A 20,946-nucleotide genomic window follows, 5' to 3' on the forward strand; every position below is an offset into this window, starting at 1 on the left:
AAATATGAGTATTTTAGATTCTCTCCCAGATGAACCGGAGGAAGATCCATCGCCTAAATCTCCAACTCCCCACAATCATTGGTTAGACAAAGAACAGCAATTAATGCCTCCTAAACTCAAAGCTGATGCACCCTTAAGGATGGTAGAAACGGCATTTTTAGCCAGTACCGCTAGCTTAATTTGGTTTATTAATTTCTACTTTCCCTTGGGGCCAGTTTTGCGGATATTTTTTCCGGTGCCGATCGCTCTAGTTTATCTGCGTTGGGGTAAGCGGGCGGCATGGATGGCAGCACTCACTTCTGGGTTACTGCTGACGGTACTGATGGGGCCAGCCCGCAGTTTGCTGTTTGTGATGCCCTACGGATTTATGGGCGTGCTTTTAGGAGCGACATGGTATCGTCGTCGTGTTCCCTGGATTGTCTCTATCACCTTGGGTACGCTGTTGGGTACTTTGGGGGTTTTCTTTCGGCTGTGGTTGCTGTCTGTTTTGTCCGGTGAAGACCTATGGATTTATGTGATTACCCAAGTGACTGAGTTCATTGAGTGGGTATTTTTGAAGCTGAGTTTGTTGGCTAGTCCCAATGTGTTTTTGATTCAAATTGGAGCGATCGCTTTAATTTTACTTAACAATTTTATCTACCTTTTTGTTGTACACCTCGCAGCATGGTTGCTTTTTGAGCGTCTAGGCAACCCCATTCCCCGTCCACCTCGCTGGGTACAAGTTCTAATGGATTATGAATCATAGTTATTTGTCATTTGTCATTTGTCCTTGGGTGAAGTACCCCTTTTTGCTTCGCTGAAAAAGGGTCTGCAACTGCTTGGAGCAAGCGATCGCGCTGACACAGTTAAATAATGAGTCCTAACTAGTAAATAATCACCAATTCCCAATTTCCAATTTCCAATTCCCAATGCCCAATGCCCAATGCCCAATGCCCAATGCCCAAATTCATATTTACACCCAAAAAGAACAGGGTGAAGAATGGCTTCGACGGTATCGTGGTTGTCTACCCCTATTTGCCTGTGTTTTAGGATTTACTGAAACTGGTTTAATTCCAGGGATTTCAGCCGCCGGTCGCACTCCAGAGGATCGAAAATATACCGCTTGTGCTGATGCCGAGTTTTTGTATTACGGCCCAGAACATAAAGCCCAATATCCCTTACCACCATTAGCGGCTGGGGCTTCACCTGTGCTGATTTCTCGCGCGGTATTTGAGTCGCTAAATATACCAGTTAATTTGTTTAATGCTGGTTTACCCCAACCTCCTGCTGTGCCAGTAATTGATTTGGGTGGCGCTCCTGCTAAATGTTTAAGTGGAGGTGCTGCTATGGAAATTACAGTGGTACACCACTTGTTTGAACAAGGGTTACTTTGGGGAGAACGCCTTGCTGCCAATATGCAAGAAGGGTATGTAATTCTCGGTGAGTGTGTCGTTGGAGGCACTACAACTGCCTTGGCAATCTTAACTGGTTTGGGTATAAATGCTGCGGGAAAAGTTAACAGTAGCCACCCTATCTGTAACCACGGGCAAAAGTGGGCATTAGTGCAAGCTGGGCTAGAGAAGATGAGGAGGAACAGGGAGCAGGGGGAGATAAATTTGCAATCTTCAATCCAAAATTCTGTAGATCCTCTAAAACTTGTCGCTGCCGTGGGCGATCCCATGCAAGTAGTGGTAGCTGGAATGGCGATCGCAGCTAGTCGTAGTTGCGGTGTAATGCTGGCTGGTGGAACGCAAATGCTGGCGGTTTATGCTCTGATCGGTGCGATCGCTAAAACTTACGCCTTATCATGGCAACCAGAAGCAGTAGTTGTAGGCACAACCCGTTGGGTGGCAGAAGATCCCACTGGCGCTACAGTTGACTTAGCCCTCAGCTTAGGAAAAGATAACTTAACTCAGAGTGCAAGAACTCCTACCCTATTCGCAACCAATCTGAGCTTTGCTGATTCTCGTTATCCCCAACTGAGAGCTTATGAACAGGGCTTTGTGAAAGAAGGTATGGGTGCTGGAGCAGCTTGCATAGCCGCCCATTTGAGCCAAGATTGGCAGCAACACCAACTTTTATCAGCCATTGAATCCCAGCTTGAACGGCTAATTATAGAGTGAAAACTATACGGCTGATCCTCATAAAATAGCTGCTAGTAATGAAAAAATGAAGGTTTCGTAGCGACAGATTTTAATTCATATTTAATTGATTTTGTCAATGTGTAATCTCCACTATCACCTAAGAAATCAGAAAGACCTTCTCAAGGCTTAATCTATATTCATGCTTTCAGAGGATACAGTTATGACTTGATAAATGCGATTATGTATATGTTCTCAAACAATAAATAGTTGCTGTTGTTCCGATAAAAAATTAGATTTTGTCCAACCTCAGTAACTTCGGTTTTTAGCTAATTGTTTGATGTATTGAGAAGGTAACACAATGAATAATATCCTAAAACGCACACTCCTACCCAGCCTCATGGCTGCAAGTCTAGCTGGTGTAACCTTGGTTCCTGCTAAACCAGCTGCTGCTGATGACCAAGTACTAAGAGATGCAGGTATTGGGGCTGTTACCAATGTCGTCACCGGAGCCGTTAGAGGAAAGCGTAATGTATTAGGCAACGCTGTTAAAGGTGGTGTCACTGGTGCAGCCGTCAATGGTGCAAATGGTCTGAGAAACACTCGCAATCGTCGTCACCGGAATATTGGTCAAGATGTCGGAGTTGGTGCAGGTGCTAGCGCAGTGACTGGCGTAGTTACTGGCGATAAGAGAGATACTCTTGGGAATGCTGTTGATGGTGCAGCTGTCGGCGCAGCAATCCATCTGCTGACCAATGGTAAATAATTTCTAAATTGATCGGTGAAAGTACTTCCCAACACTTAGCAATTTGCACTTGTTAACATTACGAACTTATCCTTTGCCTAATTTATCTCCTTGTTAGGATGAGCAAATACAACCCCCTTTCCATAGTATGGAAAGGGGGTTGATGGGTTAGATTTATATTGAGATAGATGCCAACCTTACCCTCAGAGGACATTAGAATTAATACTAAACTCTAACCTTTCAACGCCTTTTTAAAGTTTCGACGATAGGATTGATTTGTAATAAACAAAGCTGGCCATAGCAACGATAAACCAATGCGATTGGTCAAAGTTGGATTAAAATTAGTCCGTCCAAACCCATTCCAAAACTTCCAAACGCCGCCTCCGTAAGCCACTATCAAGACAAAAATAATAAAGTTACCCATTCCTATCAACTCCGTTAGTAACTGACAGAATTTAAGTTAAGTTTTAACACACAAGGTAAGCATTTCATAAGCAACACTGAGAAAATATCATAAAATTCTCCATTTTTTTTACATCTAAGGAATAAGAATTAAATAACATACAGGTTTGTGTCCCTCGCTTACCTCACCCTCAATCCCTCTCCTTTATAAGGAGAGGGAAGCTAGAGACAGGATGAAGTTTTGCATTTTATTTAATCCACGTTCCTAAGTCAGTTAAACATACATTCTCTTATTCCAGTGTAGAATAGCCCCATGCATTGCAGCTACTTGGAAGCTCATCTATTCTAATCTGTTAGAAGCTTTGAGCTAAATGCACAAAGTCGTATTTATGACTAAAAGCTTGCTGTAATGAGAAAAAAGTACAAATTAAGCTTAGATAAGACCAAAATCTCATCTTAATTTTAGATATTTTGGGAGCGATCGCTATCAAAAACCCACAAATTACTACAAATGGGTAGCAGAGACGTTTAATCTACTACCCATCGTAACTTTCTGGTATACCCACTGGTGATAACCCTGCGATCGCTCTTAAGTTTTGGCAACGAATCAACTCAGTAAAATTTAAACCAGAACGCCCCTCAATTTTGGCTACCGCTTCAATTGCAGACAACAGGTGTTGCGCTGCTTCAGCTTCTGAATAACCACGCCGTTGTGCTATGCGAATTGCGGCTGCATCGGCATTTAACTCTGATTCTTGAGATTTATTAGTCCGCCAGATCCGAAAGGCTGCGATCGCACTTAATCCCCCAGCTACAGCTACACCCACTACATCTGATTGTGATGCTTCTAATATGCCGCCTAACAGCCCCGCTACTACTACACCCTGATAAATGTCAGGTTTAAACCATTTTACCCCTGTCAACCAGCTAACCATCTGCAACAGCAGTAAGTCTCGTTGCGGTTTTGCTAGGCGAGGCCACAAATCGAAATTAATATATATCGGTCGCGCCTGATTCCAGGGTTGGGGAAAGGAGGCGTTAATCACTTTTGCTTGTTCCGGCTTACTAACAATTTTTGTCGTCATTCGACCAGAAGCAGGCATTACATCTAATAAACGGCGAATTTCAATATTTGGCTCCATAAATATAATTATTAGCCATAATGTGCATAGTAATTATTTTAGTTACCATTCGTGTTAACCTTTGATTTGTGAGATGCTCAAGAATCTTTATAAATGGTTATTCTATTAGGGAAAACCTCTTTAAATAGTGATTTGTAAATAGTTCAGACAAAGCCATAAGAATATTGATAAGCAGTTCGATAGTGTGGGGGGATTTTATAGTATCCGTATGCCCCCAAGTTCAAAACCTCAGAGTTTTGGATAACCATTGATACTACATTTGTAACGACATGGACGCTTTTGCTACCCTCCCGCCTGAATGGACAAATAAGGCAATACATGCCTACGAATTTTGCTGTCCTAATTGCCACTCAACTAGCCGAGAAGCTGAGAAAGTTTGGCTAAATCGGCGATCGCCTGTGCTTACAGAAGATCGTCGTCGTAAATGGCAAGAGTTCTATTATTGCCACTGTGGTACTGTGTGGTGGGCTTGGAGTAGCGATCGCCCCCCTAAAGATTTATCCGATCGGTCAGATTATAGTCCCACATAGTTAATTTTCTTCCTGAACAAAAGCCCACCTCAAGGTGGGCTTTTGCTTATCTAATTCTGAGGTTTATTTCCCATCACCAATTTTAGAAGCTGAAGGTAGTACGTAGAGTACCTACATATTCAGTGTCGTTATTATTGTTGTTCTCTGGATTGAAGATTACCAATAAACCAGGAGTGACTTGAATATTATCGGAAACCTTGTACTTGTAAAGACCCTCTAAATGATAAGAGGTATCTCTGTCAAGGGTACCATTGGTGCCGACATTTCTTATGTTGCCACCAGTAACTTTAGGTGGTTGGCCAAAGATAATACCTAAAACGTTGCCTTCGCCGCCAAGGTCTTTCAAAGCAAGTGTTGCACCGTAGTACCAAATCTCTGCATCTCTAGCAGCACCAGTAAGAGTAGATGCAGTTGTGTAACCCCCCCAACCACTAAGAGCCAACTTAGGGCTAAATTGGAAGGTAGCTTCTACACCGTAGTTGTTGGATTCAATACGAGTACCATTAGTATTACTACTGCCAAAGGGGTTATTTGCAAAACCACTACCTGTACTTTGGAAAAGGTTGTTGGTACTATTGCCAGCCAGGTAGGTGTGGGCGTAAGTTAGACCAATATTGAAGGCTTTGTTGGGTTTGAAAGATAACTGTCCAAAGATAGTGTTATCACCATTGAACAGCCCAGTATTATTGTTGGGATTGTTAGCACCAAAAGCACCATTACTAGTTGAAGGCACTAAATAAGCACCAGTTAAGCTGATAGCTTCGTTAGGATTCAAAGTAACAGTCAAACCAGCACCATTCTGACCTTGACGGTAGATAGGGCTGAAACGTCCATAACGAGAGAGAGCGCCCTTACCAGAACTGCTAAAGTCGGAGTTGAAGTTATTCGTATTCTCCCATAACTCACCACCACTAGCATCAATCTTGACACGTATTGCATCACCAAAATTGAAAGCATAGTTGATTTTATCTATGCTAAGGCTGTTGTCCGCAGTACCCACGTCATAGCCCAAGCGGGTCATGTTAGTACCAGTCGCCCCAGTACCAGTATTATTATTGACGATATTCCCAGCAGTTAACCGAATTTGCAACTGGTCTTTACCAGTGAAACTGCTATACAAGTTCAAACGAACGCGATCGGAAAAAGTGGTGTTAGAATTCAATTTGGTTCTTGCGCTCGTATTAGTAGCACGAGGATCTGCTCTGTCACCACCAAAAGGCTGAGACACGTTGAAAATTGCTTCTCCAACCAACTTGGTGGTAGTAGAGAACTGATTGGCTTCTAGTTCAGAAGTGCGGGCTTCTAATCCATCCACACGACCGCGCAGAGTTGCTAGTTCAGCAGCATATTCTTCTTGTAAGCGCTGTAAAGTAGCTAAATCTTGTTTGCTAACCAAATCAGCAGTAGCTGTAGCAATCAGTTCGTTAACCCGGTCTAAACAGGCATTCAAACCTGCGGCAAATTCATAACGGGTCAAAGCACGGTTCCCACGATAGGTACTGTTGGGATAACCTGCAATACAGCCGTAGCGCTCAACCAAGGATTGTAAAGCTTGGAATGCCCAATCTGTGGGTTGCACATCCGAAAATTGCGAAACTGATGTTACTTGATCTATGCTGTTAGAATTTTGAGCTTCAGATAATTGGGCAACATTTGTTATCTTTTCATTTACATCAGCAGCTAGAGCGCTATTTGCAGCTAAAAAGGTCGCAGTTACAACAACCGGACTAATCTTAATAACATTCCAGAATCGTTTTGTCATGTTTTTACTCTCACTCACACCTATACAATCCAGTAATGATAAAATGCTTATAGCACTTTACTTTCAGGAATTCTACACACAATCACAGTCATGACTATACCTTACATCCTGTGATTATTACAAGCAATTTCAATTAGATATTGCTGAACCATAATTTTTGATTAATTGATTTGGTAAGCGCAAAATAATGCGGCGTTTATGACGTAACACTGTTCCTTCTTCTTCTAACTGTTGTAGGAGCCGGGTAACTGTGACTCTTGTGGTATTTAACACTTCAGCAATATCTTGATGGGTAACATTTAGATCGATTAATTTGCCTTTATCTACATCACGCCCAAATTTTTCGCTTAACCACACTAAAAATTGCCATAAGCGTAGCGAAATTGGTTTTCGATGCACAATGCTTAATAGATCCTCTGCCTGTTGAATGTGAGACAACAAAGCGTTAACATCTTGATGCCATAAATGAGGTGGTACAATACTCACTTCCACCCCTGTGAGACATTCAATCTGGTAGGGTTTGACTTTAGACAAAGGATAGCCGATTAAATCCCCTAGTCCCCAATAACCGAGAGTGATGAATGTTCCATCTTCACTCCATGTTAAGGTACGAACTGCACCGTGTTCAATCCGCCAAAGTACATCGTTTTGAAGTGGAATTACTTCCCTACGACTAAATATCTGCTGGTGTAATTGTCCGTCGAAAGCAGAATTATTTGACAGGGCAGAAGAGTTTGAAGTGGGAGTTGTGGAATACATCATTAACCGTAACTACATAATTATCAGGGAATCTTTGCTATTTAGAATGATTAAGAAACTCTAATAATTTGTATCAAAATTTAGTTGTATATTTGAAAGTGTATTCTTGTTGGTTAGAGCTAGAAACTAACTCTAAATCTTCTGGTGTTATTAACAACTTCTTATTTAATGTATCTATCTATCAGTTAGATAGACCATAATTTTTCAGTTATTTATTTGTTACTTTAATTGTGTAAGTTTAAGAATAGGTAAGCTTTTAGTAAAATATTGAGTTAACTTATTTTTAATTCTTGAGGGTTTTCTGATATAGGATTACTATTTGATTTCTGAACGAAACTAGGTATTGTAGAGTGTGTTAGAACGGAGTTCGTAACGCACTATTATCAAGGGTTTGATGCGTTACGCTGTCGCTAACACATCCTACGGATATTTTCAGAAATCAAACCGGATTCCTATAATTATGAAGATGCCAGGGGAAAATTACCCTTACTTTACATAGATTTAGATCCCCGACTTCTTTAAGAAGTCGGGGATCTAGCACGTCAATTAAGATCGTTGCCCTGTAACGATATATGCTACCCTCTGACCGATATTAGTTGCATGATCTGCCATCCGTTCTAGACAACGAATTGCCAGTGCTAGCAGCACAATTGGCTCGACTACACCAGGCACATCCCGTTGTTGGGCTAAAGTTAGATAAACGCGATCGTAAGCATCGTCTACGGTATCATCTAGGTGCTTTAAACGGCGACCACCGCCTTCATCAAAATCTCCCAAAGCCTTCAAGCTAGTTGCTAACATCGACTGGGCGTGTAGAGACATGGCTTCAATCTCAGATAAACACGGATGAGGCGCATAAGGAAAAATTTTAATCGCAATCTCAGCTAAATCCTCAGCATAATCGCCAATGCGCTCTAAATCTCGCACCAATTGCATAAAGGCACTCAAGCAGCGCAAATCTTGAGATGTAGGCGCTTGCAGCGTCATAATCGCCGTACAGTCTGATTCGATTTGACGATAAAAGCGATCGATCTTTTTGTCTAATATGGGAAGTTGCTCAGCTGCTGTTAAGTTACGAGCAAATAACGCTTGGTGGCTGAGGCGAAATGATTGTTCTACCAAAGCACCCATACGTAAGACATCTCGTTCTAAGCGCCTAATGGCGCGTGCGAGTTGGGGTCTTTGAGGATTGAGATTATCATGGACAGCTTTCACACTTGTTGTCTTAAAGGTGAAGATATTACTAACTATAGTCTTGGCTTAAGGAGTTTGCCATAACTTGAGGAAATTGTAGTTGCATCCACGCACCACCAGTTTCTGGATGGTTCATAGCTTTGATTGAACCACCGTGAGCGATCAGAATTTGCTCAACGATCGCTAAACCTAAACCATTACCAACGATCGCGCCTATGGAGTTACCATCTTGTGGGGAATGGGTTCGCGCCTTATCTCCTCGATAAAATCGCTCAAAAACGTGGGGTAAATCTGCCTCAGAAAACCCAACTCCAGAATCAATAAGATTTATTTCTAGAATTGGGGAAGTAGGCTCGCGATCTTTTGTTGATAAGATTTTCGCTTCAACGTAAATACTTGTAGAAGAAGGGCTGTATTTAATACTGTTGTCTAACAAGTTAAGAAAAACCTGGAAAATCCGGGCTTGATCTGCTTTAATCCAGAGATTTTCTGGTCCAGAATAAGAAAGAGATAGATTTTGACGCTGTGCTAGAGGTTCTAGTGTTTCCCAAACAGATGTAATGAGCGATCGCAATTCTACAGCTTTGGCTTGTAATTGTATGGTTGGGTTGGCTTCCATTTGAGTCAAGTCTAACCAGCTTTGCACTAAGTTAATCAGTCGATCAACTTCTTGCATCAAACGGTTAACCCAACGATTTAAAGGCGGTTCCAAGCGGATTTGTAACGTTTCCACAACCAAGCGAATGGAAGTTAAGGGCGTTCTTAGTTCGTGGGCTAAATCGGAAAAAGAGCGATCGCGTACTTGATTTATATCTAATAGGGGTTGACGATTTTCTAAAAACACCCCAACTTGTCCATTGGGTAAAGGCAAACTAGATGCCCGTAAAGCCAAAGACTTTATTGTTGACATCTCTGCCGCATCATCAAAAGATGGATGAAATATCCATTCTCCCGTCTGTGGTTTTTGGCGATCGCGAGTTTGCTCAATTAAATGGTCAAGTTCGTAAGACCGCACCAATTCTAATAACAAGCGTACCTGTTCTGGCTGCCACCTTTGCAAATACAAAATTTCCTGCGCCTGCCGATTACACCAAAGCAGTTGATTTTCTTCATCCACCTGCAAATATCCCACTGGTGCAAAATCTAGCAGGTCTTGGTAAGTTTGCAATGACTGCTGCATATCTTGCCGTTGCTGCTTCACCATCGCTATTTTCTGCCATAACCCAGGAGTTAGAAGCAGTCCCATATTGGAAGAATGGGAGGTTAACGGTTGGAGTAAGCGCCCCAGGTAGCGGTTAAGTTGAACCTGTTGCCCAACCCAAAACCCAATGCCTACCGCTAAACCCAGAAAAAATCCCAATAAAAGCATTTGAGTTGTTAGTTTTTTGGTGACTACTAAAAACTAACAACTATCTAAACTAATTATCCAAACCTATAACCAAAACCTCTTACAGTCACAATATATTCGGGATGACTGGGGTCTTGCTCTAATTTTTCGCGCAACCACCGAATATGAACATCTACGGTTTTACTATCACCAACGAAATCTGGCCCCCAAACCTGGTCTAGCAATTGTTCCCGTGACCATACCCTACGGGCGTAACTCATAAACAATTCCAGCAAGCGGAACTCTTTAGGCGAAAGACTCACCTCTTGGCCACGAACTAGCACCCGACATTCTTGAGGATTTAAGGTAACATCCTTAAATTTTAATACTGGTAGTTGTGGTAAATTACTTAGGCGTTGGCGGCGGAGTAAAGCGCGACAACGAGCCACTAACTCACGCATACTAAAAGGTTTGGTGAGGTAGTCATCTGCTCCCACCTCCAACCCCAGAACGCGGTCAGTTTCGCTACCCTTAGCACTAAGCATTAAAATGGGTACTGGATTTCCTTGATGACGCAACAAACGGCAAATATCTAGCCCATTGATTTGCGGCAGCATCAAATCAAGAATGACCAAATCAAAGGGAACTTCCCCTGAGTTGGTTTCAAAACTTTTGAGATACTCCATAGCAGATCGCCCATCGGGTGCAGTTATCACCCCGTAACCTTCCTCTTCAAGGGCTACAGCTAACATTTCCTGGATTAATTCTTCATCTTCGACTACTAGAACCCGGCTGGTTTGTCCAATGTCCGTTCTAGCAGAGTATTTGGTCGATTCAGTGGTATACATTGATATCACAAAAGTCTGGGACTGTGCTTGTATCAATTAGCATGATCAAATCTATTATCTCGCCTTAGTGCAACCGCGCTTCTGCTAGGGTTAATTCTTTTAGATTTTCTTTACAAAAAGTAATACGTTCTACATCACCTTCCTAAATTACTGTAACTGCCAGTTTTTAATACTTTGTTCTCTGACGGAATTACATGAAGGTTTGTCTTGACAAGAGAAGGTAAGATTAGGTATATTTATATAGTACAAAAATACTATTACTTCTCAAAGGAAAAACTATATCTGAAAAATAGAGGGACGTATATGTGGAAAATTCGTACCACCTAAGTATCCTATGTCGATCATTTCAGTATTTCCACTGCGTTAAAAATATTGATTCAAAGGCTACTCTGATGTCTGCATGGGGTAGTCCTTGGTATGGCTTGCTACCCAATAAATCATTTGCCTATTGAAGGGAGTTGGAAGATGACTACAGTTGGAGTCAAGGACAGCAAACAACAACTAATGCAAGCATTTCAACAAATTATTATCCAAAGAAAAAAGCTGGATTCTAAAATAGCAACCAAACAAGAGGAAGCAGAAAAGGCAAAAAGTCAAGAAATTCTCCAAGCAGCTTCTGTATATACGGTTGATAGTATTGTTAAAGGTTTAGCTGATTTACAATTAGAGTTCGGTAGTATTCTCAACGGATTATCTGAAAAATTAGCTCAAGAAAATTCCAAGTTAGATGAACTGAACCGAGCTATAGAAATTGAAAATCAACGCTTACAAGAACTTCAACAAATCAGAGTTGTAGCGGATACTTTAGACATTTTAAGTCAAGAACACCAAGAAAAATTAAAAATTCTAGAACAAGATACTATCAGCAAAAGGGAAATACTAGAAAAAGAAATTACAACTAGGCGGAAAGAATGGCAAAAAGAGCAAGAAGAGTATGAAGAAAAACTCCAAGAATATAATGATTTATTAGCTAAAGATCGTCATCAAGAACAAGAAGAATCTCAGTATAAGTTAGAAACTACTCGTAAACTCAATACAGATAGCTATGAAGCTATGAAGCGCCAACAACAAAGGGAAATTCAAGAAAATTCTCAAAATAAAGAGAAAGATTGGATACAACGAGAAAAGATATTTGCTGAACGCAAACCACTCTTTGCAGATTTTGAACAAAAGGTAACTACATTTCCTAGCGAACTGGACGAAGCCGTTAAGAAAGCCAGAGAAGAAGCAATTAAAGAAACAAGCCAAAAAGCTAAGATTGAGGCTGATTTATTTGAGAAAGAATGGGAATCTAATAAACAGAGTTATGAGCAAAAAATTCAATCTCTGGAAGAAACAATTAAGAAACAGTCTGAGCAAATAGAAGGGATTTCTGTTCAATTGCAAACTGCATTAAAACAAGCACAAGACTTAGCTATGAGGGCTTTTGGTAGTTCTAATCCTAAATAGTTGCGAGTCTGTAGCATCTTAACCATTTTTAATTCCTGAAGAGGAGGTTTGTTGTGGTGGTAAAAAAACCGACTGATAAGAATACTAAGGTAGAAATTATTCAGGCGTATGAGGAGTTAGCTAAAGAAAAAGCGGCGCTGAAATCTGAACTTGAAAAAGTTGCCAAAGAAAACCAGTCTGGAACTAAAGAACAGCCTAAATTAGAACAAATAACAGCTATGAATCAGCTTTCTAGTGTCCAACAGAAAATGAACAATACGATTGAAAGCTTGGCGAAGATTCAATTAGGTTTTGGCAGTGCGGCTAATGAATTATCGGAACAGCTAACCACAAAAGCCTCTAAGTTAGAAGAAATTAGGCGGAATTTAGAAGAAGAAATCCAACAATTAACACAACTACATAATTTAGAAATTTCTGATGATATCTTGGATACTCTCATCCAAGCTTATGAAGATAATACTAAAGCTTATCAGGAAGAATATAGCCAGCGTTCTGAAGTGTTATTGCAAGAAATCCTAGAGCAAAAGAATATTTGGGGAAAAGAACAGGAGGAACAGCAACGGGCGATAAAAGAACGGAATGAAAACTTGAATAAAACTCGGCAACGTGATGCATCAGAGTATAAGTATAATTTAGAACTCCAACGGCAACTACAAAGCGACGAATACGAACAACAGCAGAAAGCACTATATAAACAACTGGAAGAATTACTACAAGAGACAGAGAAACAGTGGGCTGAACGAGAGAAAGCAATTTCTGAGAGAGAAAAACAATTTGAAGAATTAAAAGCGAAGGTAGAAGCTTTTCCGAAAGATAAAGAAGCAGCTATCAAAAAAGCTATAGAAGAAGGTAAAGGCATCGCCCACTACCAAGCAAAAGTAAAATCAGATTTATATTCTAAGGAAGTAGAAGGACAAAAGCGCTTCTATGAACAGAGGCTACAATCTCTAGAACAAACCATTACTAATCAAGAAACGCGGATTCAAAATCTTTCTAAACAACTTGAATCTGCTCTCAAACAAGTTCAAGATTTGGCAGTTAAAGCTATTGAAGGTAATTCAAACGTTAATTCGTATCAGGCAATCAAAGAAATAGCCTTAGAACAGGCAAAGACTCAAGCAAAAAATAAATAAACTGATTTATTGTTTATTAAAATTGTAGAGACTTAATTTAAATTAAGTCTCTACAAGTGAGTATCAAACTTTTCATTCAGTTTTAGTTGGTTTTTTAATGTCTGGGGGAGGTTGTGGTTTCTTCCTCTTTGTTCCGGTAGCCTGTGTTTGCTGAGATGGTGAGTTTGAATTTTGTTCTTGACTGGACATAATATTGAATTTGAAAATTTACTACAATATTATCTACATCATCGGTATTGTGGATTACGGAAACATATCACAGAAAATTGTAAGTTTAACTGAAAAAGCTAGTAAATAATGCTACCCCTAATTTAATACGTTGAAGGTCGATTTGCCGAGTTGCAGTGTAACAACCATTTCATCTTGTCGTGCGTACCGTTCACTTTTTAGCTAAAACAAATAGCCAGACTGGTTGATAAAGCCACCACTGGACTCGATATTCCGAGTCAGTGTGTGGAGTTTTTACGAAAGACAGAGAAAATATCAAGCAAAACTAGAAAAACCTAGATTGGGTGGAATATCCTGAATTCGCCCAGGGCCGATCGCTCGTAATGCTTCTTGGAGTAAAATATCCCCAGTATACAAGGCACGTCCGACAATTACACCAGTCACGCCTTGAGGTTCTAACGCCAATAAACTCAACAAATCGGTGATAGAACTTACCCCGCCAGAGGCAATTATCGGGATGGAAATTACCGATGCCAGTTCTCGCAAAGCTTCTAAATTAGGGCCGATGAGAGTGCCATCGCGGTGAATATCTGTATAAATGATGGCGGCTGCACCCAATTCTTGCATTTGTACAGCTAGCTGAGTTGCTAAAACTTCCGAAGTTTCTAACCACCCGCGAGTAGCAACTTTGCCGTTACGGGCATCAATGCCGATAATAATCTGTCCAGGAAATTCTTCACACAGTTGTTGTACTAGCTGGGGTTGTTCTACGGCAATGGTTCCGAGAATTGCCCACTGTATGCCTAGATTGAATACTTGTTGCACACTGGTGCGATCGCGCAATCCTCCACCAATTTCAATGGGCACTGACACTGCATGAGCGATCGCTTCAATTGCCCCCAAGTTTACTACTTTACCCGCTTTAGCACCATCTAAATCAACTATATGCAATCTGGTAGCACCTTGATCTACCCACTGTTTGGCAACATCAACGGGATTTTCGCTAAAAACTTGCGAGCGATCGTAGTCTCCCTGATATAGTCGCACACAGCGACCTTCTAGTAAATCAATCGCTGGAATTACATCCATTTACTTATTCCTCATAACTCAATACAATCAAAACTCTAGCGATCGCTAAGGTTCTTAGTTTTCATTTTTGATTTTTAATTGTCTTACAGCTTGCCCAAAACCCAGCACCAGCAAGATGTTAGAAAGGGTCAAAAATACTTCTGCACCACCGTGCAACCAATCTATATTGGCCAAAGACTCGCCATAATGCAATTGGGCGTAAATTCCGGCTGGGATGGTGATGGCAACAAAGACGAGAGTGCCGTAAAATCCATACAGCGCTAAACGCGGCATTTGCGGACTGCGGCTGAGAAACCACAAGAAACCCAAATAGGGAAACAGTGAAAGTGCAAACAGGGTTTCTTTAGAAATCATTGCTCTAATTCGATAGGTTTTGGTTCAATGGTGTTAGGAGATTTGGTAGAACGCCAAATCAAAAATGCCGCTCCCCAAAGCGTAAAATTACCGATTAAAGTCATGGTAGCTTGAAGTGTTACCAGCCATTCGAGAGATTCGGCATTGTCGAAATAATGCCAGGTACAGGCACACATAGCGCTAACTAAAGCTGGTAACATGGCAAGGGACAATCCCCACCAATTGCGGTTATTAGTGAGTTCGCCGTAAGTCCAAATTAACCAAATGGCGACAATCCACTCAATAACGCTAGAAATATGAATAATCCAGGTGGGAATCGATAGGGCGTGCATAAGAGAGTTAGGAGTTAGAAGGAGAGACGCGATGAATCGCGTCTGTACAAAAGGTGGGAGTAGAGACGCGATTTATCGCGTCTTTACAGGAGTTTGAAAATAGAATTTGTGAATGAATCTAAGTAGGTAGGCGTAATTAAATATAAGATTAAACCTCACCCTCAATCCCTCTCCTTATTAAGGAGAGGGAAGCCGGAGGTATTAATCCCTCTCCAAAGTATCGGAGAGGGAAGCCGGAGGCAGAGTGAGGTTTTATATTTAATTTGACCCACTTACTTACTTTCTGAGCAATGACAGATATTCTGTATAAAAAAAGCTGTTAATCTAAAATCTAAAATGGTCAAGATGCGGGCATTATTGTCTGGATATTACGGTAAAGGTAATGGTGGTGACGAGGCTTTGTTGGCGACGCTTTTGCAAATGTTACCATCTCACGTAACACCTGTGGTACTTTCGGGTAATCCAGAGGAAACACGCGATCGCTATAATGTAGAAACTTGCGATCGCATGGCTCCCTTACCTGTACTGCAAACTTTACGTTCTTGCGATGCCTTGATTTGGGGCGGCGGAAGTCTCATTCAAGATGTCACCAGTACTATCAGCCCATTTTATTATGGGGGAATGATGGCATTAGCTCAGAAAATGGGTTTGAAAACTGTTGCTTGGGCGCAGGGTATTGGGCCGTTAGTACGTCCCCAAACTCGTTGGTTAGCAAGGCAGACCTTTGCTAATTGTACCAAAGTTAGTGTCCGCGATCGCGCCAGTGCTGCTTTATTATCTGATTGGCAAATCCCTTGTATTATAGCTCCTGACCCGGTTTGGGCGTTGGAATCTCAACCAGTACCAGGACTTTGGGATTTACCTGCGCCGAGAGTTGCAGTAACTTTGCGATCGCATCCCCAACTTACAGAAAAACGTTTAGCAAACTTAACTCGCGCTTTGGTTGACTTTCAAAAAGCTACGCAGGCTTTTATTTTGCTACTACCGTTTCAAAAAAGTGAAGATTTAAGTATTGCCGAATCTATTCAACCATATCTTAAAGATGTTAGCAAGATTTTGTGTCTGGAAGATCCGCAACTTTTAAAAGGTGTATTTCGCGGCGTAGAAATGGCAATTGGGATGCGCCTACACAGTTTAATTATGGCTGCATCTGAAGGTTGTCGTTGCTTTGCTCTCAGTTATGACCCCAAAGTAAATCGTCTTATGGAAGACTTGGAAATGCCTGGGTGGGATTTGTCAAGTTTACCCGACGATCCCAATTTGATTAGTTTGACTTGGATGGAACATTATGCTAATGGCGATCCGTTATCATCAGAGAAAATTCAATCTTTGGTGGATGGTGCTTCAATGCACTGCGAGTTGTTGAGTGAAGCTTTGAGTTAAGTTTTTGTTAGAGATGAACAGGGAATGATATGACACAGATATCCCAGCCAAGACGCACCCGCATTTTACCAGCATCAACCTTAGTCTCTGAAGAAGTACACCAGCGTCAGGAACAACGTGATGCTCTCGCTATGCGGTGTCGTCCTGTTTTCGAGCGCTTACGTCCAACTTTAATCGAAATGCATTACAACTGGCATATTGCCATCGACCCTGAAACAGAACAGTACCTTATTGACCCAACACTCTTAGGGATAATGCAAAAAATCCACGATGCTTATGGGAATACTAACGAAGTCAAACTTACCATATTCCGACTCAACGATACAGGAACCTGCGGCAGTTTATGATTGCAGGTTCGTTTGGAGATAATGGCGAACTATTATTTGAAATTCAGCTTGTTGCTGCGAATAATGACAAATTTTCTGTTGAAGCTTTACTTGATACTGGGTTTACAGATGGATGGTTAGCTATCAATACTCAAGACCTAGAAGTATTGGAATGGTCATTGATGACTGCACAAATTGAAATGCGGACAGCACAAGGGGAAGCGCAATTCGATATCTATGAAGGCAAACTTATCATTAACGGAACTGAATTTGTGATTCCCGTTCATGTTGGAGATGACATCCCTGACACCATCATCGGTTCGTTGTGGCTGGACATTATGCAGTTGGTCGTTAACAAACCAAAAGGAATATTAACCCTTGAAAGGGTAGAGAGTAATGAGAATATAGACTAGTTTTACTGTTTCTTTGTGAAACTGCGCCAAATTTTCTTTACTTCTTATTTCTTTCTTCCTTTGTGCCCTTTGCGTCCTTTGCGGTTCGTTCCTCATATAGTTTGGCCCACCTTCATACAGAACTGGTATTAGTCCTTTTGCCGCTAACAATTCCTGACCATTGCACTTTTTTCTCTTTCTCCCGACGATAAGAAAAGAAATGCTCTGGAGTTTGGAAAGTACAATAAGGTGCGATCGCAATTTGTTCTGCACTAATCCCCATATTTTCCAGTTGTAAGGTATTCACTCGCCGCACATCCAACCTTACCTTTCCTGGATTAGGATCTGCCAACAAGGGTGAATTTGGTAATTCAAGCAATGCTTGAATTATTTTTTGTTCTTCATTATGTGATATAATACTAGCCCCAATTTCGGCAGCGACATCCATAGAGACTTGGTACACCTCACCAGCGATCGCAGGGCCCATTGCAATGCGTAAATCATCAAGTTTGCTGCCTTGAGATTGTAATCTAGCGATCGCTTGGGGCACAATTTTTTGAGCAGTCCCCCGCCAGCCAGCGTGTAATGCTGCTACTTGTCCAGTTTTCACATCCCCAATTAGCACGGGTGTACAATCTGCGCTAGCTACCCAAATAGCTTGTAGAGGCTGTTCGCTAATTAAACCATCCGCCGATGCTAAATCTTCCTCAGCAGAGCTTAAGAAGCTCTCAACTTCTTGAGGTGTGAGAACAGTATTGCCATGAACCTGCTTTAAGCGATAGACTGATGCCTCTGGTTGCAATACTTCTGTGATAACTTGTGGCGATCGCGGCCAAAACTGCTGGGTAAAGAAGCCGTGATGCCAATGTTCCAGAATACTACAAGTTAGAAAAGGCAGTCCTTCAGAATTGCGCCAGTGCCAAGTGTGCATCTTCAACCAAACCTAAACACAAAATCACTCATTAGCCAATCAATGCTAACTTGAACAACGGAATTTGGCTTAACTGCTGTGGGATTTAATCTGCAAAACTTGGAAACAGCCTTGAAAACAGGGCAAAAGTCTAATACATATTTACCATTTTCCCTTCACTTTTTTGAAAGCGTCTCCTCAACAAACCAAACCCTTTGGGAATTAGTTGACCAAGGGGCGATTTCAGGAACAGTAGTAATCGCAACCGTACAATCTGCTGGGCGCGGACAATGGGGACGCGAGTGGATTTCTCCAGTTGGGGGATTATACGTTTCCGTGGCGATTTCATTTGACCAAAAAATAGAAGCTACTGACAGCTACCAGCTAACTTTCGCTACTGCTTGGGGAATTGCGTCTCAATTGCGCCAGTGCGGTATAGATGTTGGGATAAAATGGCCCAATGATTTAGTTCTAAATGGTCGCAAACTAGGCGGCATTTTGACAGAAACCAAAGTAAACAAAGGACAAATCACCCAAGCAGTAATCGGTGTTGGTATTAACTGGACAAATCCAGTACCCGAAACTGGAATCAATTTGGAATCGTGGCAAGCTTTGCAAGATTTCAGACCAATTTCTTGTCTGGAAATGCTCACCTCTACCGTCTTGCTGGGAATAGAATCCGGTATGGAGTGCCTTTTCCAAGAAGGAGTAAGCATACTCTTGTCTCGCTATCTAGATTTGCTTACAAACATGGGCGATCGCGTGTACGTCAATAATCTTTCAGGTAAAGTAGTTGGAGTAACTCCTCAAGGAAATTTACGAGTTGATTTAGAAACATACGATACAAAGGAACTAATTACACCGGAAATTTATATTCAACCCGGTACAATCAGTTTGGGGTACCATAAATCTTCCATTTAAATTTGAGGTTTGTTCAAAATTTCGCTCTTTGGGCAAGACAAACCACTAGCATCATCTCTTTAGGCTAATTACACACAACTGAGAGAACAAATGACGCAGCGCAATAATTCTGCCCCACATCGTTTGCATTACTTATGGCAGCAAGGTCTGACAAAAAAACGTTTTGCTTCAACACTACCAGCCCAGAGCCTCTGCTGGCTGAGTAGCGTTAGCCTCCTTAGCGGCGGCTTTGTGTTTGCCCAAACGGAAACACAAATAGATAATATCGTTCCCACTGTTGAAACTTCCAAGCCTTCAGCAGTTACAAATCCAGTTAAAAAACAGGCTGTTGCACCCGAACCTGTTCAAGCGCAACCGGAATTTTCCCAACGGCGAGCCAGACTCAAACAGAGATTGCGTCAGCCAGAGGTTGCTCAATCAAAAGAACCAGTTAGGCAATCTACGCCCAAAATCGAAACTGCTGAACCTGTTGTTATTATCAGACAAAAACCCAAGGTAGAAGCCTCCCAGGTTACTCCTGTAAGGGTGAGACAAGAAAAACCCAATACCCCTGCCCGCTCTTTACCTGAAAAACTTCCAGAAGTTGCTCAACCATCAAATAACTCTAACAGCCCTGTTACTGCAACGTCAGGGAAAACCAAGGATTATAATAACGCCTACATTGATCCTAATAGTTATGACAGTGGTGCCACAGGTACTTATCAAGCACCAAATTCCGTAATTCTCACAGAACGCTCTAGTGGTTGTCGAGCTATTTTGCCTTCAGGACAAAGCGTATTAGGCGGCGTTTGCGCCAAAGTACCCCAAAGCAATGTAGCTGATTCTAATGGTAAATCAGCACCTACTTGGCTGAGAAGAAGTCAAAACGCCCAATTGCCAGTAGTTCCACCAACTGCGCGGCAAGTTGCAACTACTGGGAACACGAGTAGATGGCGTGCCACTCAAAATGGTTATAGTGGTGACACCAAAACCGCATATCGCCCGAATCGATTTATCCCCAATCCGAGCGAGTTCAGCCCCACAAGAGTGAGTGCAACTCCCATCGCACCCAGTGGCGGGACTTTACCGCCACCAATGGCAGATGGCAACATTGCACCCCGTCCTAGCAATGTCGCTTACGACTTTTCACTAGCATCAGTATTGCCGCAAATTCCCTACACGGGTACAGTCGCTTATAGTGGTACGGGAATGATGTATCCATTATCTATTCCCGCTCCCATTACTTCTTTGTTTGGTTGGCGAGTTCACCCAATCACAGGTAATCAACGCTTCCATGCTGGTACAGACTTAGGTGCGCCTACAGGTACGCCAGTTTTGGCAGCTGCTGCTGGTCAAGTCGAAACTGCTAACTGGTTGGGCGGTTATGGTTTAACCGTTATCCTCAATCACAAATCAGCTGAACAAACTCTCTACGGTCACATGTCAGAGATCCTTGTTCAACCTGGTCAGTGGGTACAACCTGGAACGGTTATCGGTCGAGTTGGTAGCACTGGGGCATCCACAGGGCCTCACCTGCACTTCGAAGTCCGCCACCTAACACCGAACGGGTGGGTTGCTACTGACCCAGGCGTGGAATTACAAAGCGCCCTTAGCCAGTTAGTAAGAGGGTCGCAAACTGCTCAGGTAAGTCAACAACCAGGTAGCTGAGGTTAGGGATTGGGGACTGGGGACAAGGGGAATTCCCAATGCCCAATGCCCAATGCCCAATGCCCAATGCCCA

Annotated in this window: 22 protein-coding genes; 11 read left to right on the plus strand and 11 right to left on the minus strand. The window is 42.0% G+C overall.

Features of this window, described 5'->3' with window-relative positions:
- Positions 1–4: 4 nt before the first annotated feature.
- The 3 genes from V7K98_RS02720 (at position 5) to V7K98_RS02730 (ending at position 2,826) form a co-directional block, all read left to right on the plus strand.
- Complete coding sequence (locus tag V7K98_RS02720; RefSeq protein WP_335019293.1) at positions 5–745, plus strand: DUF2232 domain-containing protein; 741 nt, start codon at positions 5–7, stop codon at positions 743–745.
- Between the two features lie 184 nt (positions 746–929).
- A complete protein-coding gene (gene cobT, locus V7K98_RS02725) occupies positions 930–2,102 on the plus strand; it encodes a nicotinate mononucleotide-dependent phosphoribosyltransferase CobT (RefSeq protein WP_335019345.1) in 1,173 nt (390 codons plus the stop codon).
- Positions 2,103–2,421: 319 nt separating this feature from the next.
- On the plus strand, positions 2,422–2,826 hold the full coding sequence (locus V7K98_RS02730) for a hypothetical protein (protein WP_335019294.1): 405 nt from the start codon (positions 2,422–2,424) through the stop codon (positions 2,824–2,826).
- A 211-nt stretch (positions 2,827–3,037) separates the two neighbouring features.
- Here the strand turns inward: V7K98_RS02730 and V7K98_RS02735 are convergent, their stop codons facing one another.
- Positions 3,038–3,229, minus strand: coding sequence for a hypothetical protein (locus V7K98_RS02735; RefSeq protein ID WP_335019295.1), 192 nt, complete (start codon positions 3,227–3,229; stop codon positions 3,038–3,040).
- A 514-nt stretch (positions 3,230–3,743) separates the two neighbouring features.
- Positions 3,744–4,349: a DUF3318 domain-containing protein gene (locus V7K98_RS02740; protein WP_335019296.1), complete on the minus strand. Its 606-nt coding sequence runs from the start codon at positions 4,347–4,349 to the stop codon at positions 3,744–3,746.
- A gap of 269 nt (positions 4,350–4,618) precedes the next feature.
- On the opposite strand from V7K98_RS02740, the gene V7K98_RS02745 reads away from it, so the two are divergent.
- Positions 4,619–4,879, plus strand: coding sequence for a hypothetical protein (locus V7K98_RS02745; protein ID WP_335019297.1), 261 nt, complete (start codon positions 4,619–4,621; stop codon positions 4,877–4,879).
- Between the two features lie 82 nt (positions 4,880–4,961).
- On the opposite strand, the gene V7K98_RS02750 is transcribed toward V7K98_RS02745, so the two are convergent.
- The 5 genes from V7K98_RS02750 to V7K98_RS02770 all read right to left on the minus strand — a co-directional run bounded on the left by V7K98_RS02750 (position 4,962) and on the right by V7K98_RS02770 (position 10,769).
- Positions 4,962–6,641: an iron uptake porin gene (locus tag V7K98_RS02750; protein ID WP_335019298.1), complete on the minus strand. Its 1,680-nt coding sequence runs from the start codon at positions 6,639–6,641 to the stop codon at positions 4,962–4,964.
- Positions 6,642–6,770: 129 nt separating this feature from the next.
- Positions 6,771–7,403: a Crp/Fnr family transcriptional regulator gene (locus tag V7K98_RS02755; RefSeq protein ID WP_335019299.1), complete on the minus strand. Its 633-nt coding sequence runs from the start codon at positions 7,401–7,403 to the stop codon at positions 6,771–6,773.
- Between the two features lie 543 nt (positions 7,404–7,946).
- The gene (gene phoU / locus V7K98_RS02760; protein WP_335019300.1) at positions 7,947–8,615 is read right to left on the minus strand and encodes a phosphate signaling complex protein PhoU; all 669 of its coding nucleotides are present in this window, start codon (positions 8,613–8,615) and stop codon (positions 7,947–7,949) included.
- Between the two features lie 28 nt (positions 8,616–8,643).
- Positions 8,644–9,963, minus strand: coding sequence for a sensor histidine kinase (locus V7K98_RS02765; protein ID WP_335019301.1), 1,320 nt, complete (start codon positions 9,961–9,963; stop codon positions 8,644–8,646).
- Positions 9,964–10,016: 53 nt separating this feature from the next.
- A complete protein-coding gene (locus tag V7K98_RS02770; protein ID WP_335019302.1) occupies positions 10,017–10,769 on the minus strand; it encodes a response regulator transcription factor in 753 nt (250 codons plus the stop codon).
- 465 nt (positions 10,770–11,234) lie between these two features.
- Here V7K98_RS02770 and V7K98_RS02775 point away from each other — a divergent pair, with 465 nt between their 5' ends.
- Both V7K98_RS02775 and V7K98_RS02780 read left to right on the plus strand, forming a co-directional pair.
- Positions 11,235–12,218: a hypothetical protein gene (locus tag V7K98_RS02775; RefSeq protein WP_335019303.1), complete on the plus strand. Its 984-nt coding sequence runs from the start codon at positions 11,235–11,237 to the stop codon at positions 12,216–12,218.
- A gap of 53 nt (positions 12,219–12,271) precedes the next feature.
- Entirely contained in the window at positions 12,272–13,351 is a 1,080-nt protein-coding gene (locus tag V7K98_RS02780; RefSeq protein WP_335019304.1) for a hypothetical protein, read from the plus strand.
- 483 nt (positions 13,352–13,834) lie between these two features.
- Here the strand turns inward: V7K98_RS02780 and hisA are convergent, their stop codons facing one another.
- Genes hisA through V7K98_RS02795 form a run of 3 tightly spaced genes read right to left on the minus strand, consistent with a single transcriptional unit; the run spans position 13,835 to position 15,294 of the window.
- The gene (gene hisA, locus V7K98_RS02785; RefSeq protein ID WP_335019305.1) at positions 13,835–14,608 is read right to left on the minus strand and encodes a 1-(5-phosphoribosyl)-5-[(5-phosphoribosylamino)methylideneamino]imidazole-4-carboxamide isomerase; all 774 of its coding nucleotides are present in this window, start codon (positions 14,606–14,608) and stop codon (positions 13,835–13,837) included.
- Positions 14,609–14,662: 54 nt separating this feature from the next.
- The gene (locus tag V7K98_RS02790; protein ID WP_335019306.1) at positions 14,663–14,962 is read right to left on the minus strand and encodes a DUF3593 domain-containing protein; all 300 of its coding nucleotides are present in this window, start codon (positions 14,960–14,962) and stop codon (positions 14,663–14,665) included.
- Positions 14,959–15,294 carry a DUF2499 domain-containing protein gene (locus V7K98_RS02795; protein WP_335019307.1) on the minus strand — a complete coding sequence of 112 codons (336 nt, stop codon included), beginning with the start codon at positions 15,292–15,294 and terminating at the stop codon, positions 14,959–14,961. The genes V7K98_RS02790 and V7K98_RS02795 overlap by 4 nt, the downstream gene beginning before the upstream one ends.
- A gap of 345 nt (positions 15,295–15,639) precedes the next feature.
- Between V7K98_RS02795 and csaB the strand changes: the two genes are divergently transcribed.
- The 3 genes from csaB to V7K98_RS02810 are packed head-to-tail and all read left to right on the plus strand — an operon-like array spanning position 15,640 to position 17,416.
- A complete protein-coding gene (gene csaB, locus V7K98_RS02800) occupies positions 15,640–16,677 on the plus strand; it encodes a polysaccharide pyruvyl transferase CsaB (protein ID WP_335019346.1) in 1,038 nt (345 codons plus the stop codon).
- A gap of 29 nt (positions 16,678–16,706) precedes the next feature.
- Positions 16,707–17,024, plus strand: a complete 318-nt coding sequence (locus tag V7K98_RS02805; RefSeq protein ID WP_335019308.1) for a hypothetical protein — start codon at positions 16,707–16,709, stop codon at positions 17,022–17,024.
- A complete protein-coding gene (locus V7K98_RS02810) occupies positions 17,021–17,416 on the plus strand; it encodes an aspartyl protease (RefSeq protein WP_335019309.1) in 396 nt (131 codons plus the stop codon). Before V7K98_RS02805 ends, V7K98_RS02810 begins: the two co-directional genes overlap by 4 nt.
- A 112-nt stretch (positions 17,417–17,528) precedes the next feature.
- On the opposite strand, the gene pgeF is transcribed toward V7K98_RS02810, so the two are convergent.
- Complete coding sequence (gene pgeF, locus V7K98_RS02815) at positions 17,529–18,326, minus strand: peptidoglycan editing factor PgeF (RefSeq protein WP_335019310.1); 798 nt, start codon at positions 18,324–18,326, stop codon at positions 17,529–17,531.
- Between the two features lie 78 nt (positions 18,327–18,404).
- Here pgeF and V7K98_RS02820 point away from each other — a divergent pair, with 78 nt between their 5' ends.
- Positions 18,405–19,226, plus strand: a complete 822-nt coding sequence (locus tag V7K98_RS02820) for a biotin--[acetyl-CoA-carboxylase] ligase (RefSeq protein ID WP_335019311.1) — start codon at positions 18,405–18,407, stop codon at positions 19,224–19,226.
- Between the two features lie 90 nt (positions 19,227–19,316).
- Positions 19,317–20,873, plus strand: a complete 1,557-nt coding sequence (locus V7K98_RS02825; protein ID WP_335019312.1) for a M23 family metallopeptidase — start codon at positions 19,317–19,319, stop codon at positions 20,871–20,873.
- The last annotated feature ends 73 nt before the right edge of the window (positions 20,874–20,946 follow it).

Origin of the sequence: Nostoc sp. (assembly GCF_036917435.1) — a bacterium.
Taxonomy (GTDB): domain Bacteria; phylum Cyanobacteriota; class Cyanobacteriia; order Cyanobacteriales; family Nostocaceae; genus Nostoc.